The organism is Streptomyces africanus, assembly GCF_030816955.1.
GTDB lineage: Bacteria > Actinomycetota > Actinomycetes > Streptomycetales > Streptomycetaceae > Streptomyces > Streptomyces africanus.
The window spans coordinates 2,475,576-2,490,312 of the sequence record NZ_JAUSYP010000001.1 but is presented as its reverse complement, the minus strand read 5'-3'; the positions used below and the strand labels follow the sequence as shown (position 1 = coordinate 2,490,312).

The 14,737-nt window shown below is 72.3% G+C and carries 13 protein-coding genes, 1 other RNA gene and 1 pseudogene; 9 read left to right on the top strand and 6 right to left on the bottom strand.

All coding sequences use genetic code 11. The features are described 5' to 3' along the window. Positions 1–7: 7 nt before the first annotated feature. The gene (locus QF034_RS11555; protein WP_307174856.1) at positions 8–1,084 is read left to right on the top strand and encodes a Zn-dependent alcohol dehydrogenase; all 1,077 of its coding nucleotides are present in this window, start codon (positions 8–10) and stop codon (positions 1,082–1,084) included. A gap of 9 nt (positions 1,085–1,093) precedes the next feature. Next, entirely contained in the window at positions 1,094–2,041 is a 948-nt protein-coding gene (locus tag QF034_RS11550) for a 3-oxoacyl-ACP reductase (protein WP_307174855.1), read from the top strand. Positions 2,042–2,110: 69 nt separating this feature from the next. Here the strand turns inward: QF034_RS11550 and QF034_RS11545 are convergent, their stop codons facing one another. Together QF034_RS11545 and QF034_RS11540 are read right to left on the bottom strand one after the other, a co-directional pair. Further along, entirely contained in the window at positions 2,111–2,287 is a 177-nt protein-coding gene (locus QF034_RS11545; RefSeq protein WP_086565458.1) for a hypothetical protein, read from the bottom strand. Between the two features lie 97 nt (positions 2,288–2,384). Beyond that, complete coding sequence (locus tag QF034_RS11540) at positions 2,385–3,662, bottom strand: hypothetical protein (protein ID WP_307174854.1); 1,278 nt, start codon at positions 3,660–3,662, stop codon at positions 2,385–2,387. Between the two features lie 199 nt (positions 3,663–3,861). Between QF034_RS11540 and QF034_RS11535 the strand changes: the two genes are divergently transcribed. From QF034_RS11535 to QF034_RS11525, 3 genes are read left to right on the top strand one after another with little or no spacing between them, the layout of a single operon-like run. Next, entirely contained in the window at positions 3,862–4,716 is an 855-nt protein-coding gene (locus QF034_RS11535; RefSeq protein ID WP_307174853.1) for a Nif3-like dinuclear metal center hexameric protein, read from the top strand. Beyond that, the gene (locus tag QF034_RS11530; protein ID WP_307179855.1) at positions 4,713–5,456 is read left to right on the top strand and encodes a zinc ribbon domain-containing protein; all 744 of its coding nucleotides are present in this window, start codon (positions 4,713–4,715) and stop codon (positions 5,454–5,456) included. Before QF034_RS11535 ends, QF034_RS11530 begins: the two co-directional genes overlap by 4 nt. 19 nt (positions 5,457–5,475) lie before the next feature. Next, complete coding sequence (locus QF034_RS11525) at positions 5,476–6,813, top strand: bifunctional RNase H/acid phosphatase (RefSeq protein ID WP_307174852.1); 1,338 nt, start codon at positions 5,476–5,478, stop codon at positions 6,811–6,813. On the opposite strand, the gene eda is transcribed toward QF034_RS11525, so the two are convergent. The 4 genes from eda to QF034_RS11505 form a co-directional block, all read right to left on the bottom strand. Continuing rightward, positions 6,788–7,447 (bottom strand): bifunctional 4-hydroxy-2-oxoglutarate aldolase/2-dehydro-3-deoxy-phosphogluconate aldolase, encoded by a 660-nt coding sequence (gene eda, locus QF034_RS11520; protein ID WP_307174851.1) that lies wholly within the window; start codon positions 7,445–7,447, stop codon positions 6,788–6,790. The genes QF034_RS11525 and eda overlap by 26 nt on opposite strands. Positions 7,448–7,533: 86 nt before the next feature. Further along, entirely contained in the window at positions 7,534–8,316 is a 783-nt protein-coding gene (gene yaaA, locus QF034_RS11515; RefSeq protein WP_307174850.1) for a peroxide stress protein YaaA, read from the bottom strand. A gap of 43 nt (positions 8,317–8,359) precedes the next feature. Further along, positions 8,360–8,938 (bottom strand): hypothetical protein, encoded by a 579-nt coding sequence (locus QF034_RS11510; protein ID WP_307174849.1) that lies wholly within the window; start codon positions 8,936–8,938, stop codon positions 8,360–8,362. Further along, positions 8,935–9,690 carry a MerR family transcriptional regulator gene (locus QF034_RS11505; RefSeq protein WP_307174848.1) on the bottom strand — a complete coding sequence of 252 codons (756 nt, stop codon included), beginning with the start codon at positions 9,688–9,690 and terminating at the stop codon, positions 8,935–8,937. Before QF034_RS11505 ends, QF034_RS11510 begins: the two co-directional genes overlap by 4 nt. A gap of 99 nt (positions 9,691–9,789) precedes the next feature. Here QF034_RS11505 and QF034_RS11500 point away from each other — a divergent pair, with 99 nt between their 5' ends. From QF034_RS11500 to QF034_RS11485, 4 genes and pseudogenes are all read left to right on the top strand, one after another. Next, positions 9,790–10,629, top strand: a complete 840-nt coding sequence (locus QF034_RS11500) for a helix-turn-helix domain-containing protein (RefSeq protein WP_307174847.1) — start codon at positions 9,790–9,792, stop codon at positions 10,627–10,629. Positions 10,630–10,648: 19 nt separating this feature from the next. Beyond that, positions 10,649–11,428: pseudogene (locus tag QF034_RS41450) on the top strand (DMT family transporter); the annotation flags it as partial. 115 nt (positions 11,429–11,543) lie between these two features. Further along, positions 11,544–11,949: RNase P RNA component class A (gene rnpB / locus QF034_RS11490), an RNA gene on the top strand. A gap of 571 nt (positions 11,950–12,520) precedes the next feature. Further along, entirely contained in the window at positions 12,521–14,410 is a 1,890-nt protein-coding gene (locus QF034_RS11485; RefSeq protein WP_307174845.1) for a DUF2075 domain-containing protein, read from the top strand. Positions 14,411–14,737 lie beyond the last annotated feature (327 nt).

The window sequence follows — 14,737 nt, the reverse complement described above, 5'->3', positions numbered from 1 at the left end:
CCGCACCATGCGCGCAGCCGTACTGCACGAGATCGGCCAGGACAAGCTGGAGGTCCTCGACGACGTCGAGGCGGTGGGGTTCGGACCCGGCAAGGTGCGGATCCGGGTGCGCGCCGCGGGACTGTGCCACTCGGACCTGTCCGCGATGAGCGGCGTGCTGCCGCAGCCCGGGCCGTTCGTGCCCGGGCACGAGGGGGCGGGTGAGATCCTCGAAGTCGGCGAAGGTGTCGGCCACTTGACGGCCGGTGACCGGGTCGTCGTGTGCTGGCTGCCCGCCTGCGGCGCCTGCCCCGCCTGCAAGCGCGGACAGACCGAGCTGTGCCTGGCCGGGTTCATGAACGCGGGCACCCCCAACTTCCGGCGGCCCGGCGGGGACGTCTTCGGCATGGCCGGCACCGGCACCTTCACCGAGGAGGTCGTCGTCGACGCCGGGTGCGCAGTCCCGATACCCGACGACGTGCCCTTCGACATCGCCGCCCTCATCGGCTGTGGCGTGACGACCGGACTGGGCGCCGCGCTCAACACGGCCGACGTGGAGGCCGGTTCGTCGGTGGCGGTCATCGGGTGCGGCGGCGTGGGCATCTCCGTGATCCAGGGGGCCCGGCTGCGCGGGGTCGCCGAGATCGTCGCCGTCGACCCGGTCGAGACGCGGCGCGAGGCCGCCCTGCGGTTCGGGGCCACGCGAGCCGTCTCGCCCGACGAGCTGGCCGACGCCAAGCAGCAGGTCACCGCCGGCGAGGGCTTCGACTACGTCTTCGAGGTCGTCGGCAAGTCCGCCACGGCACGCGCCGCGTACGAGAACACCCGGCGCGGCGGCACCCTCGTCGTGGTCGGCGCGGGCGCCATGGACGACTTCCTCCAGCTGAACATGTTCGAGCTGTTCTTCGACGAGAAGCGGATCCTGCCGTCCATGTACGGCGGCGGGGACATCCTGCGCTCCTACGAACGCACCATCGCCCTGTGGCGCGCGGGCCGCGTCGACCTGGCGGGCCTGATCACCCACAGGGTCCCCTTCGCCGACATCAACGAGGCCCTGGACCAGATGCGCACCGGGACCGCCCTGCGTACGTGCATCGAGATGTGAGGACACGCCATGCCGCTGCCTCTGCCCCTGAAGGGACTGTCCGCGATCGTCACGGGCGCGGGCCGCGGGCTCGGCCGGGCCGAGGCGCTGGAACTCGCCCGGCTCGGCGCCGCCGTCATCGTCAACGACTACGGGCGGCCCGGCCGCGACGGCACCGGCGAGACCTCCGCCGGGCCCGCCGAGGAGGTCGTCGCCGAGATCCGGGCGGCCGGCGGGAGGGCGCTCGCGCACACCGGCGACGTCTCCGACTTCGAGCAGGCCCGCGGGCTCGTCGAGTCGGCCGTCGCCGCGTTCGGCAAGCTCGACATCCTCGTCAACAACGCGGGCATCCTGCGCGACCGCATGGTGTTCTCGATGGCCGAGGAGGAGTGGGACGCCGTGCTCCGCGTGCACCTCAAGGGGCACTTCAACACCATCCGGTTCGCCGCCGCCCACTGGCGGGAGCGGTCCAAGCGGGCCGGGCAGCCGGTGTTCGGGCGGATCGTGAACACCTCCTCCGAGGCGTTCCTCGCCGGTTCCTCCGGGCAGCCCAACTACGCCGCCGCCAAGGGCGGGATCGTCGGCCTGACCACCTCCACGGCCCTCGCCCTCGGCAAGTACGGCGTCACCGCCAACGCGATCTGCCCGCGCGCCCGCACCCGGATGACCGAGGACGTCTTCGCGGGCGTCGAACAGCCCCCCGGCAACGGCCTCGACCCGCTCGCCCCCGAGCATGTCGCCCCGCTCGTCGGCTATCTGGCCTCTCCCGCAGCCGCCCATGTGAACGGACAGCTCCTCGTGGTGCACGGCGGCATGGTGGCCGTCGTCGAACGGCCGCGCGTCGCCGCCCGGTTCGACAGCAAGCAGGACACCTTCACGTACGAGGAACTGGAGGCCGTCCTCGGGCCGTACTACGCGGACCGGCCGGCGGGCGAGACGTTCGCCGCGGCGGAGGTGCTGGGGCTGAAACGCGGCTGAGGAACGGGAAACGGCCCCACCCGTCACAGACGGGGTGGGGCCGTTCGCCGTACGGGCGCTGACGTTCCGTCAGGCCGCCGTCTCGGTGCGCTCGGTCCGCTCGGTCTCCGCCACCGGCTTGCGGTGGCGGCCGCGCGGAGCCGTCTCGCCGACCTGCGTGGAGATCTCGCCGCGGTGCCGGCCGTGGCCGGCGGCGGTCTCCTGGACGTCGGCTGTGTGCAGCTGGTTCGTGCTGGCGTCGCTCATCGGATGGAATTCACCCCGTCAACATGATCTTTCAAACAGCCGGGCGAGTTTAACCGGCCCCCCGCACCCCGGATCCAGGCGGCCACGCCAACCGGCACTAGTTCGTTACAAGCCGTCCCAACGGCGCCTCTTGCAGCGGGACCGGGCGGGGGGTGGAGGGGGTCGGGGGCGGAGCGGGACCGTCCGGTGTGGCGGGCCGTGGGGCCTGCGAGAGGTGTCCTGTCGCCGTGGGGGGCGCCGGTTCCGGAGGGTGTCCCGTCGTGGGAGTCGCGCCGGCGGCCGGAGCGCCAGGCCCCTGACCCTGCCCCTGCCCCGGATGCGGCGGCATGACGCCGGGCTCGGGCGGTACGGCCGGGGGCGGGCTCACCTGCGCCACGCCGCACGGCACGGCCTCCGTCGCGTACGGCAGCCGCAGCACCCCGTCCGGCGTCCACAGGCCGGCGCCCGCCAGCCACCCCTCGGGCGCCGGGAGATGGTGCACCCGCCGCTCGGCCGGCCGCCACACGCCGACCCAGCTGCCGCGCGGCCCGTCGACGCGCAGTGCCACCGCGCAGCTCTCCGGCGTCAGCATCTGCCCCGGCTGGATCGCGAACGGCGTGACGGTGCAGTCCGGCAGCCGCAGGCACTCCGGGAAGCGCACCGGCAGGGTGCTGCCCAGGACACCCCAGCCCAGCCGGTTCTGTCCGGGCGAGGGCGCGTCCGAGCGGATCAGCAGCAGCCCGCTGTCGTGGTCGGCGAGCAGCAGCCGGTCGTCGCTGTCGGCGGCGATCTGAAGCAGCGGCGACATCTCCCCGCCGCGCTCCAGGTCCACCACGACGGCCTTGGTGCGCCCGCCGGTCTCCCGGTCCAGGGCCAGCAGCCGTCCCGTACGGTCCAGCCAGACCCCGCCCGAGCAGCGGCCGGGCAGCTCGGCCAGCCGCTCGGGCCCGAAGGCACCGCCCGCCACCAGCCACACCGTCGTCGCACGCGGGCCGACGGACAGGGCGTACGCCCGCTCTCCGCCGGGGGCGGGCGGCAACAGCCGCAGCCGGGCAGTGTCGTCCGGGCACTCCACCACGCCCAGGGGCAGCTCGCCGGTGCCGGGCCCGGTCGGGTACAGCAGCGAGAAGGCGTGCCGCCCGGCCACCAGACGGTGGATGAGGACCCGCCCGTCGCCCATCGGTTGCACCTCGGTGCCGGGTTCCTCCGGCTGGTTGCGGGGCAGGGGTACCGCGTACGGCTCGGGGCCGTCCAGGGTCCAGCGCTCGGGGAACCAGGAATCGCCGGCCGACGCGAGGCGTGCGGCGTAGGCACCGTCCGCGGTGAGTGTGCATCCTGCCGGCGCGGCCTCGTCGTCCTCGTGTCCCGCCGAAGGCTCGATCGCACACGCTGTCATCGTTCGGTCACCTCCAGTGACGAACGTAGTTTTCGTACGCGTAGCCGGGGAATGCGCTGGCTCCCGACTTCACACATAAGGGTGTTCCAGGAACGATTCGCCTGAGGGAAAGGGGACGGTTGTGCTCCGCGGGACGAGGGCGGGCGGGCTGGGGCGGTGGCGGTTCAACGCCACAGATCAGACGGGTAGCCTTGCACCCGTGCCCCGTCTGTCTGAAGTCATCGCCGAGCTGGAGAGCCTGTGGCCCGCCGAGCGGGCCGAGTCCTGGGACGCGGTCGGCACCGTCGCGGGCGACCCGGACCAGCAGGTCACGCGCGTGCTGTTCGCCGTCGACCCGGTCCAGGAGATCGTCGACGAGGCGGTCAAGCTGGGCGCCGACCTGCTCGTCACCCACCACCCGCTCTATCTGCGCGGCACGACGACGGTCGCGGCGTCGCACTTCAAGGGCCGTGTCGTCCACACCCTCATCAAGAACGACATCGCGCTGCACGTCGCCCACACCAACGCCGACACCGCCGACCCCGGCGTCTCCGACGCCCTCGCGGGCGCCCTGGACCTCAGGGTCACCGGGCCGCTCGTGCCGGACCCCACCGACCCCGAGGGCCGCCGCGGCCTCGGCCGCGTCTGCGCCCTGGACCACCCGCTGACCGTCCGCGAGTTCGCCGCCCGCGCCGCCGAGCGGCTGCCCGCCACCGCGCAGGGCATCCGGGTCGCCGGCGACCCCGAGGCGCTCGTCCGCACGGTCGCCGTCAGCGGCGGCTCCGGCGACGGCCTCTTCGACCACGTACGCGCGGCGGGCGTCGACGCCTTCCTCACCGCGGACCTGCGCCACCACCCCGTCTCCGAGGCCCGCGCCCACAGCCCCCTCGCGCTGCTCGACGCGGCGCACTGGGCCACCGAGTGGCCCTGGTGCGAGCTGGCCGCGAGCCAGCTCGACGAGATCTCCGACCGTCACGGATGGGACCTGCGCGTCCACGTCTCGAAGACGGTCACCGACCCCTGGACCGCCCACGCGGCCTCAACCACTTCTGACCCCCTGGGAGCCCCGAACTGAACGCCGCGCCCGCCGACCAGATCCGACTCCTCGACGTCCAGGACCTCGACGTCCGCCTCCAGCAGCTGGCCCACCGGCGGAGGTCGCTGCCCGAGCACGCCGAGATCGAGTCGCTGACCAAGGACCAGACCCAGCTGCGCGACCTGCTCGTGGCCGCGCAGACCGAGGAGAGCGACTGCTCCCGCGAGCAGACCAAGGCCGAGCAGGACGTGGACCAGGTGCGCCAGCGCGCCGCCCGCGACCAGCAGCGCCTGGACTCCGGTGCCGTCAGCTCCCCCAAGGACCTGGAGAACCTCCAGCGCGAGATCGCCTCGCTCGCCAAGCGGCAGGGCGATCTGGAGGACGTGGTGCTGGAGGTCATGGAGCGCCGGGAGTCCGCGCAGCAGCGGGTCGCCGAGCTGACCGAGCGGGTCTCCTCCGTCCAGTCGAAGATCGACGACGCGACCGCGCGCCGTGACGCGGCCTTCGAGGAGATCGACGGCGAGATCGCCACGGTCACCAAGGAGCGCGAGGTCATCGCCGGTTCGATCCCCGCCGATCTGCTGGGGCTCTACGACAAGCTGCGCGGGCAGCAGGGCGGCATCGGCGCGGCGAAGCTGTACGCGCGCAGCTGCCAGGGCTGCCGGCAGGAGCTCGCCATCACGGAGCTGAGCGAGATCCGCAGCGCGGCGCCCGACACGGTGATCCGCTGCGAGAACTGCCGCCGCATCCTGGTGCGCACGTCCGAGTCCGGCATCTAGGCCGCGGGGAGCCTGTCCGGTGCGGGAGTTCATCGTCGAGGCCGACGGCGGGTCGCGGGGCAACCCGGGGCCCGCGGGCTACGGGGCCGTGGTGAGCGACGCGGCGACGGGGGAGACGCTGCGGGAGGCCGCCGAGTACCTCGGCGTCGCCACGAACAACGTCGCCGAGTACCGCGGCCTGCTCGCCGGCCTGCGCGCCGCCCACGAGCTGGACCCGGCCGCGACGGTCCACGTCCGGATGGACTCCAAGCTCGTGATCGAGCAGATGTCGGGCCGCTGGAAGATCAAGCACCCCGACATGAAGCCCTTGGCGGCGGACGCGGCCCGGATCTTCCCGCCCGGGCGCGTGACGTACGAGTGGATTCCACGCGAGCGCAACAAGCACGCGGACCGGCTGGCCAACGAGGCGATGGACGCCGGGGCCAAGGGGGAGCAGTGGTCGGCCTCGACTTCCACGGCGGACCTGGACACCAAGGCCGGGGCCGTCGCCCCGCCTGCTCCACCGGGCCCGCCGGGTGACGCCGCGGCAGGCGCCGCGAGGGCCCGCGAAGCCCTGGCGACCGCCAGGGCTCCGGAAGCCGGGCCTTCTCCCGTGCCGTCTTCCGTCCCCGTGCCGTCTTCCGTCCCCGGGACGACGGAGCAACCGGACGCCGACGGCAGCGTGGCCAAGGCGGATGCCGATGCCCGTGCCGCCAAGGCCGTCGCCACGCCCGGGTGGGCCCCCGCCGACATGGGGGCGCCCGCCACCTTCGTGCTGTTGCGGCACGGGGAGACGCCGTTGACGCCGCAGAAGCGGTTCTCCGGCAGTGGGGGCTCCGATCCCGCCCTCTCCGACGCCGGTCGGGAGCAGGCCGAGCGCGCCGCGGCCCTGCTCGCCCGGCGGGGCACGATCCAGGCGATCGTGTCGTCGCCCCTCGCCCGCACCCGGGAGACCGCCGGCATCGTCGCCGCCCGGCTCGGTCTCGACGTGAGCGTCGACGACGGGCTGCGCGAGACGGACTTCGGTGCCTGGGAGGGCCTCACCTTCGCCGAGGTGCGCGAGCGCCACCCCGACGACCTGAACGCCTGGCTGGCCTCCCCGGACGCCGAACCCACCGGCGGCGGTGAGAGCTTCGCGGCGACCGCCACCCGGATCGCCGCCACCCGCGACAAGCTGGTCGCGGCGTACGCGGGCCGCACGGTCCTGCTCGTCACGCACGTGACCCCGATCAAGACGCTCGTCCGGCTCGCCCTCGGCGCCCCGCCGGAGTCGCTGTTCCGGATGGAACTGTCGGCCGCGTCCCTGTCGGTCGTCGCGTACTACGCGGACGGCAACGCCAGCGTCCGGCTCCTCAACGACACGTCCCACCTGCGCTGAGCGCCGCCGCCTCGCGGGCCAGCGCCTCGACCCGGCCCCAGTCGCGCGCCGCGACCGCGTCCTGCGGCAGCATCCAGCTCCCGCCCACGCAGGCGACATTGGGCAGCGCCAGATAGTCCGGGGCGGAGGCCGGGCCGATCCCGCCCGTGGGGCAGAACCGGGCCTGGGGGAGCGGCCCCGCCAGCGACTTCAGATACGCCCTACCGCCCGCGGCCTCGGCCGGGAAGAACTTCATCTCCCGCACCCCGCGCTCCAGCAGCGCCACGACCTCCGAGGTGGTCGACACCCCCGGCAGGAACGGCACGCCGGAGCCCCGCATCGCCTCCAGCAGCACGTCCGTCCAGCCGGGACTGACCAGGAAGCGGGCGCCCGCGGCCACCGTGTCCGCGACCTGCGCGGCGTTGATCACCGTCCCGGCACCGACCACCGCCTCCGGCACCTGCCCGGCGATCTCGCGGATCGCCTCCAGCGCCGCCGGGGTCCGCAACGTCACCTCGATCGCCGGCAGCCCGCCGGCGACCAGCGCCCGCGCCAGCGGTACGGCGTCACCGGCATCCTCGATGACGACGACGGGGACGACGGGAGCGAGGTCCAGCACGGAGGCGGGCAGGGAGGCGGGCAGGGGAGAGGCCATGGCCGTATCCTGCCGTCGGCCCAACAGCATGCGCAAAGCCCATTGCGCATGCTGCAACGGCGCGCCTTTTCGGCGGCAGCAAATCCTCAGTGCACCTCGGTCACCAGCACGTCCAGCGACCACGCCTGCCCCGCCTTCGCGGGCGCCTGCGCCTCCACGACGTACCCGAGCTCCCGCAGCACCTCCACCAGCTCGGCCGGACCCTTCGGAGCGGCCCCGGCGGTCAGCAGGCTGCGCACGATCCGCCCCTTCGTCGCCTTGTTGAAGTGGCTGACGACCTTCCGCGTCGGCGCGTGCAGCACCCGCACGGCCGCCGTCCGCCCGGCGACCTCGCCCTTCGGCTTCCACGCGGCGGCGTACGCGGCGGACCGCAGATCCAGCACCAGCCCGTCCCCGGCCACCTCGGGAAGCACCGACGCCATCGGCGTACGCCAGTGCGCGCCCAGCGCGCCGAGACCCGGCAGCTTCACCCCCATCGAGCACCGGTAGGACGGAATCCGGTCCGTCACCCGGACCGCTCCCCACAGCCCGGAGAAGACCAGCAGCGACCGCGCGGCACGCCGCTTGGCGGCGGCGTCCAGCGACGCCAGGCCGAGGGCGTCGTACAGCACACCGGTGTAGATCTCCCCGGCCGGCCGGGCCCCCGCCGTGCGCAGCTCCGCGTTCTTCGCGACCTCGCCCCGCAGCCCCTCGCTCAGTCCCAGCACCTCGCGCGCCTTCTCCTCGTCGCCGGCGCACAGCTCGACCAGCTCGGTCAGGACGGCCTCCCGGGCGGCGGCCAGCCCCGGCAGCGACAGCGACTCGGGCTTCAGCGGGGCACCGCGGCCGGAGGGGGCCTTGCCTTCGGACGGCGGCAGCAGGACAAGCACGGGCACTCCTTCGATCGAACTCCGCCGACAGCGTACGGGGAGCTCAGACGCGGGCCCGGCCGAGGGCGCGGACGAGGCCGGCGGCGTCGTCGGCGTGGAAGCGGACGATCCGTACCTGCCTGCGACGCCCGAAGAAGGTGACGTGCGTGACCGGTTCGGTCAGTTCCAGCGTGACGGTGGTCTGCGACCCCACCTCGACGTCGAGCTCACCGTCGGCCCGCTCGTGCGTCATCCGCAGCTCGCGCCGGACCGAGGCGATCCGCTCCAACGGCACCCGCAGGTCGACATGGACGGAGCGGCGGATCCGCAGCGAGCCGCCGTCCGGATCCAGCACGTGCGGCCGTACGACGGACGAGGCGTGCAGCGCGACGACGAACACGATGCCGTACACGTCAAGGAAGAGAAGCACGGCGTGCGCGGTCGGCCAGTCGCGCAGCAGCACGGACATCGCGACGGTCTCGACGAGACACACGAACCCGAACCCGAACATCATCGCGCCCTGCCCGCGCGCGTACCCGAAGACGTGTCCGCCGTGCGCCCCGTGCGTGCGCCGCACCACCCACAGCACGAGACTCGCGAACAACCGCGCCTCGTGCCGTACGAGCAGCCGCGCGGTCCTCATCGCCGCTCCTCAGTGAGGAGGCGCAGCGTCCGGCGGAGCGCCTCCGCCTGGGCCGGAGCCAGGTCCTCGTAGAAGGCGCGCAGCACACTGTCGTCGTGGTCGAGGTCCCCGGTCTCCGGGAACAACTCCGGCGGAATGCAGTCGGCGAGGGCCCGGGCGGCCCCGTCGACGCGCGGATCGTCCGGCTCCGCGCCGGCGAGCGCGTCGAGCAGGGCGTACGCCTGGCCGGCCCGCGCCACGGCTCCGGGCCGGCCGAGCACCTCACCCAGCGACGACACCAGCCGCTGCCGCGCCTCGGGCGGCATGGCCGTCTCCAGGAAGGCGATGACCTCGCGGTCCTTGGCCGCCATCGGCGAATCCGACAAATGAGCGGTCCCCGCGAACAGCGCGGCCAGCTCGGGCGACACCGGCCCCTCGGCCGGCAGCCCGCCCTCCGCCTCCAGCACCGCCCGCAACCGCGCCCGTCGCTCCCGGATGGCCTCCTCCTGCCGCGCCAGATCCTCGTCCAGCTCGGTCAGCACCTCGACGAGGTCCTTGGCCGCGTCGTCCGCCAGCACGTCCCGCACCTCCGCGAGCCCCAGCCCCAACTCCGTCAGCCGCCGGATCCGCGCCAGCACGACAGCGTGCCGCAGCCCATACTCCCGATACCCGTTCGCCCGCCGCTCCGGCTCCGGCAACAGCCCCTGATGGTGGTAATGCCGCACGGCCCGCGTGGTGACACCGACGACGCCGGCGAGTTCTCCGATCCGCATGGGACCAGTAGAGACGTTGACGTTGCGGCAAGGTCAAGCACCGCATCCGGCCTGGACACCACCGACTTCCTCTGATCCCCTGTGAGCCGGGGGTACGAGATGAGCACACAGGGGCGGACACGGGAACAGGCCCGCTGGGCCAGGGCGCGGCTGGGGCGGGGCGGGCCGCCGGTGGACCTCCTCACCGCCCACTTCGACCGGCACGTCTACGCTCCGCACGCGCACGACGAACTGACCGTCGGGGTCACCGTCGGCGGGTCGGAGGCCATCGCCTACCGGGGCGGGCTGATCCGCTCCTACCCCGGCTCGATCGTCGTCCTGGAACCGGGCGAGATGCACACCGGCGGTCCGGCCGCCCGCGACGGCTACGCCTACCAGGCCCTGTACGCCGAGCCGTCCCTCCTCACCGACGGCACGCTCGGCGGCATCCCGCACTTCCGCGACCCCGTCCTGCACGACCCCGAACTGGCCACCGCCCTGCGCGCCGCCCACACCGACATCAGCGCCTGCCCCGACCCGCTGGAGGCCGAGTCCCGGCTGCCCTGGCTGCTCACGGCCCTGGCCCGTCGGCACTCCACGGCCCGGGCGAGCGAGGACACCGTCCCCGGCGCCGGCCACATCGCCAGGGCCGTACGCGACCGCCTCGCGGACGAACTGCTGGAACCGCCCTCCCTGGCCGACCTCGCCACCGACCTGGGCCTGTCCCGCTACCAGCTGCTGCGCGCCTTCCGCACGACGATGGGCATACCGCCCTACGCCTGGCTCGCCCAGCACCGCGTGACCAAGGCCCGCGCCCTGCTGGAAACCGGCCTGCGCCCCGCCGAGGTCGCCGGCCTCGTCGGCTTCGCCGACCAGGCACACCTCACCCGCTGGTTCCGCCGCGTGCTGGGCGTGACCCCGGCGGCGTACCGCAACAGCGTTCAAGACGCGGCGGGATGAGGGGACCGAAACTCGCCGTATGACTGCACGCGGCTGGTTCCTGTTCTCCCTGATGGGAGTGGTCTGGGGCGTCCCCTACCTGATGATCAAGGTGGCGGTGGACACCGTGTCCCCGTCCATGGTGGTGTTCACGCGCTGCGCGCTCGGCGCCGCGCTCCTGCTCCCCTTCGCGCTCCGCCAGGGCGGCCTCGGCCGTACCGTCCGGACCCACTGGAAGCCGATGCTGGCCTTCGCCGTCATCGAGATCATCGGCCCCTGGTGGACCCTGACCGACGCCGAACGCCATCTGTCCAGCTCCACCGCCGGACTCCTCATCGCGGGCGTGCCGATCGTCGCCCTCCTCCTGGCCCGCTTCTTCGGCGCCGCGGAACGCGTGGGCGCTCGCCGTGTCGCCGGACTCGCCCTCGGTCTCGCGGGCGTCACCGTCCTCACCCTGCCCCACCTCACCGGCGGCGATGCCCGCTCCCTGGCCGAGGTGCTGGTGACGGTCGTCGGCTATGCCACCGCCCCGCTGATAGCCGCCCGGCATCTCAAGGACGTCCCGACCCTCCAGCTGATCACTCCCTGCCTCACGCTCGCCGCCGTCGTCTACGCCCCAGCCGCTTACCTGACCCGGCCCGCCACCATGCCCTCGGCCGAGGTCCTGGCCGCCCTCGCCGGCCTCGGCATCGTCTGCACCGCGATCGCGTTCGTGGCCTTCCTGGAGCTGATCAAGGAGATCGGCCCGACCCGGGCCGGCGTGATCACCTACGTCAACCCGGCGGTCGCCGTCGCCGCGGGCGCCCTCTTCCTGGACGAGGAACTGACCCTCGGCATCGGCGTCGCCTTCACCCTGATCCTGGCGGGCTCGGTGCTGGCCACGGCCGCGGCGCCGAAACGGGAGATCCGCCGGGTACCATGGTCGACACGGCAGACGAGCCGGGCGGACGGCCGCGTGGAGTCCCCCTGACGGGGAGCTTCCCGAGGAACGTCCGGGCTCCACAGGGCAGGGTGGTGGCTAACGGCCACCCGGGGTGACCCGCGGGACAGTGCCACAGAAAGCAAACCGCCGAGAGCTCCGGCCCTCGGTAAGGGTGAAACGGTGGTGTAAGAGACCACCAGTGCCTGGGGTGACTCAGGCAGCTAGGTAAACCCCACCCGGAGCAAGGTCAAGAGGGAGCACCTCGGTGCTCCTGCGCGGACGTTCGAGGGCTGCCCGCCCGAGTCCGCGGGTAGACCGCACGAGGCCGGCGGCAACGCCGGCCCTAGATGGATGGCCGTCGCCCGGGGCTCCGCGAGGGGCTCCGGGAACAGAACCCGGCGTACAGCCCGACTCGTCTGCCGCTGCCGGCTGCTTGCCTTGGAAAGGGCATCTGATCTGGGACGGAAGTCCTTTTCGATCTTTCGGGGCTTGCCGCGTCACGCGGCGGAAGTCCCTCGGGCAGTGCTGGATGCCCTCAAAAGTTCCATGGCGCAGATTCAGAGGGCAAGGTCTCTGCGCTGGCCGTTCGCGGCAGCCGTCAGAGCATGGTGCTGGAGCTGCTGGCGGTGGGGTTGGTCTTGGCTCGGCGGGATCACGCGGCCCGATCGCGGCTCGCGCCGGTGACTTGAGCTTCAGAGCGAGGCACTCGCCGGGTACTTCGAGCCTGAGGCCCGGCCTGATGCCCGCCGAGGGTTCCTGATTGACACGGCCGCATTCGCCGGAAGCACTCCGGTATCCGGACCTCGATAGGAGTGATCGGACGCCCCAATCGCTGCTGCCACTGTGACCACCGGTACGACCGTCCGTACCGCCAGGTACCCTCAAACCCATCGTCAACGCGGCCCGACGGGCTTCCGCTCCACCTCGGTGGAGTCTCGAAGGACATGCCCCCACCCGCACGAGTCTTTTCGTGCTGCCTGGGGGAAGTTCTTGCTGTTCCGCGCGTCCGCGAAAACGGTCGCCGTCATGGCACTCGACGGTTCGCTGTTCCTGCACCTCACCGACAACTTCGTCCACATGCACGGCTATCGGCCCGGCGCCTCGGAGGTGCGTTCCTGGGAGCGCAGCATCCCCGTCCTGGCCGCCGCCCTCAACGACGCAGGCCTGGGCGACGTGGAGGTCATGCTGGAGTACTCGCTCCCGCTGAACAGCAAGCGCGTCGACGTCGTCCTCGCCGGAGTACACCCGGTCACGGGAGAGCCGTCCTACGTCGTGGTGGAGCTGAAGCAGTGGAGCCAGGCACTGCCCCACGAGGACGACCCCACCCTGTGCCACGTCGGCGCCTATGCCCACCCGGTCCTCAACCCCATCGAGCAGGTGCGCCGCTACTGCGAGTACCTCGTCAATTTCAACGGGGCGGTAGCCGAACACCGGCATCGGGTGGCCGGAGCGGCATATCTGCACAACGCCACCGAGTTCGGCGTGACCGGGCTGCGGGAGATCGAGCGCGATGGCCACGGACTGCTCTTCACCGCGGAACGGCGGGGCGCCTTCCTCGACCATCTCCGTACGAGGCTGAGCGACGAACACTCGGGGGCCCAGGCGGCGGACCAACTGCGGGCAGGAGCCACCGTGCCGTCTAAGCAGTTGATGTCCGTGGCCGCCGAGGAGGTGCGTGAACGCCAGCAGTTCATCCTCCTCGACGAGCAGCAGGTGGCGTACCGCATGGTGCTCAACGCGGTGGAGAAGGCGAAGCAGGCCGACCGCAAAGAGGTCGTCATCGTCACGGGCGGACCCGGTACCGGTAAGAGCGTGATCGCGCTCCAACTGCTCGGTGACCTGTACCGCCGCGGAGTTCCCACGTTGCACGCGACCGGTTCGCAGTCGTTCACGAGGACAATGAGGAAAGTCGCCGGAGCCCGCAAGCGGGAAGTCCAAGACCTGTTCAAGTACTTCAACAGTTTCATGACCGCTGAGAAGAACAGTTTGGGTGCGCTGATCTGCGACGAGGCGCACCGCATCCGGGAGACCTCGGCCAACCGCTACACCCGTGCAGCACTCCGCACTGGCAGGGCACAGATCGACGAGCTCATCGACGTCGCCTACGTGCCCGTGTTCTTCCTCGACGAGCATCAGGTCGTGCGCCCCGGCGAGATGGGCACCGTGGCGGAGATCAAGGCGGCGGCAGCGAAGCGGGGCATCCCGTGCCACGTCGTCCCGCTCGACAGCCAGTTCCGCTGCGGTGGCAGTGATGCCTACCTGCGCTGGGTGGTACGCCTCCTCGGTTTGGAGCCGGGTGGGCCGGTCGTCTGGGAGCCCGACGACCGCATGCAGTTGTTGGTGGCCGACAGCCCGCAGGAGATGGAGGCCTTCCTGGAAGCCCGTCGGTCCCAGGGCTACGGTGCCCGTATGTCCGCAGGCTACTGCTGGCGCTGGTCCCCGGAACCCAAGCCGGGCGAGCCGCTCGCGACCGATGTCGTCATCGGCGACTGGGCCCGCCCGTGGAACCTGCGCGGCGACCGCTCGGTCTCCGGCGCGCCCCCGGCCGCGCTCTGGGCCACCGACCCGGCGGGCTTCGGACAGGTCGGCTGCGTCTACACCGCGCAGGGCTTCGAGTACGACTGGTCCGGCGTCATCATCGGTCCCGACCTGGTCTGGCGCGGCGACCGCTGGATCACGGACCGCACGGCGTCGAAGGACCCGGTCTTCAAGAAGTCCACGCCCGACACGGACGTGGACCGCCTGATCCGTAACACATACAAGGTGCTGCTGACCCGGGGCATGGTCGGCACGATCGTGTACTCGACGGACCCGGAGACACGGGAGAAGCTACGGGAGCTGGCGGGCGGACACCGGGACCGGGAACCCGCCACGGTCTGACGGGGCAGCGGGAAGCCCGGCGGGAGCGGCAGGCGGAACGGACAGCCCATCCTCTCTGCCTCTTTCGCGATGTCGTGCCCACGGCACTGACAGCGTGATCCGGCCACGATCCTTGCGGTTCGGGCCGACAGCCGCTCTGTCGCTCCCCCTGTAGGCCACCGCCTCCTTAAGATCGTCGGTACCAATTGCGGCCCGACGGGCTTCCTCGCGAGGACACGCCCCCATCCGCACGAGTCATTCGTGCCCTGGGGGGAACCACCTCGTGTCCATGCTCCTGCTGAAGCTGGCAGCGCAGGATCTGCTCACCTTGAACTCAAGACGCCGCAT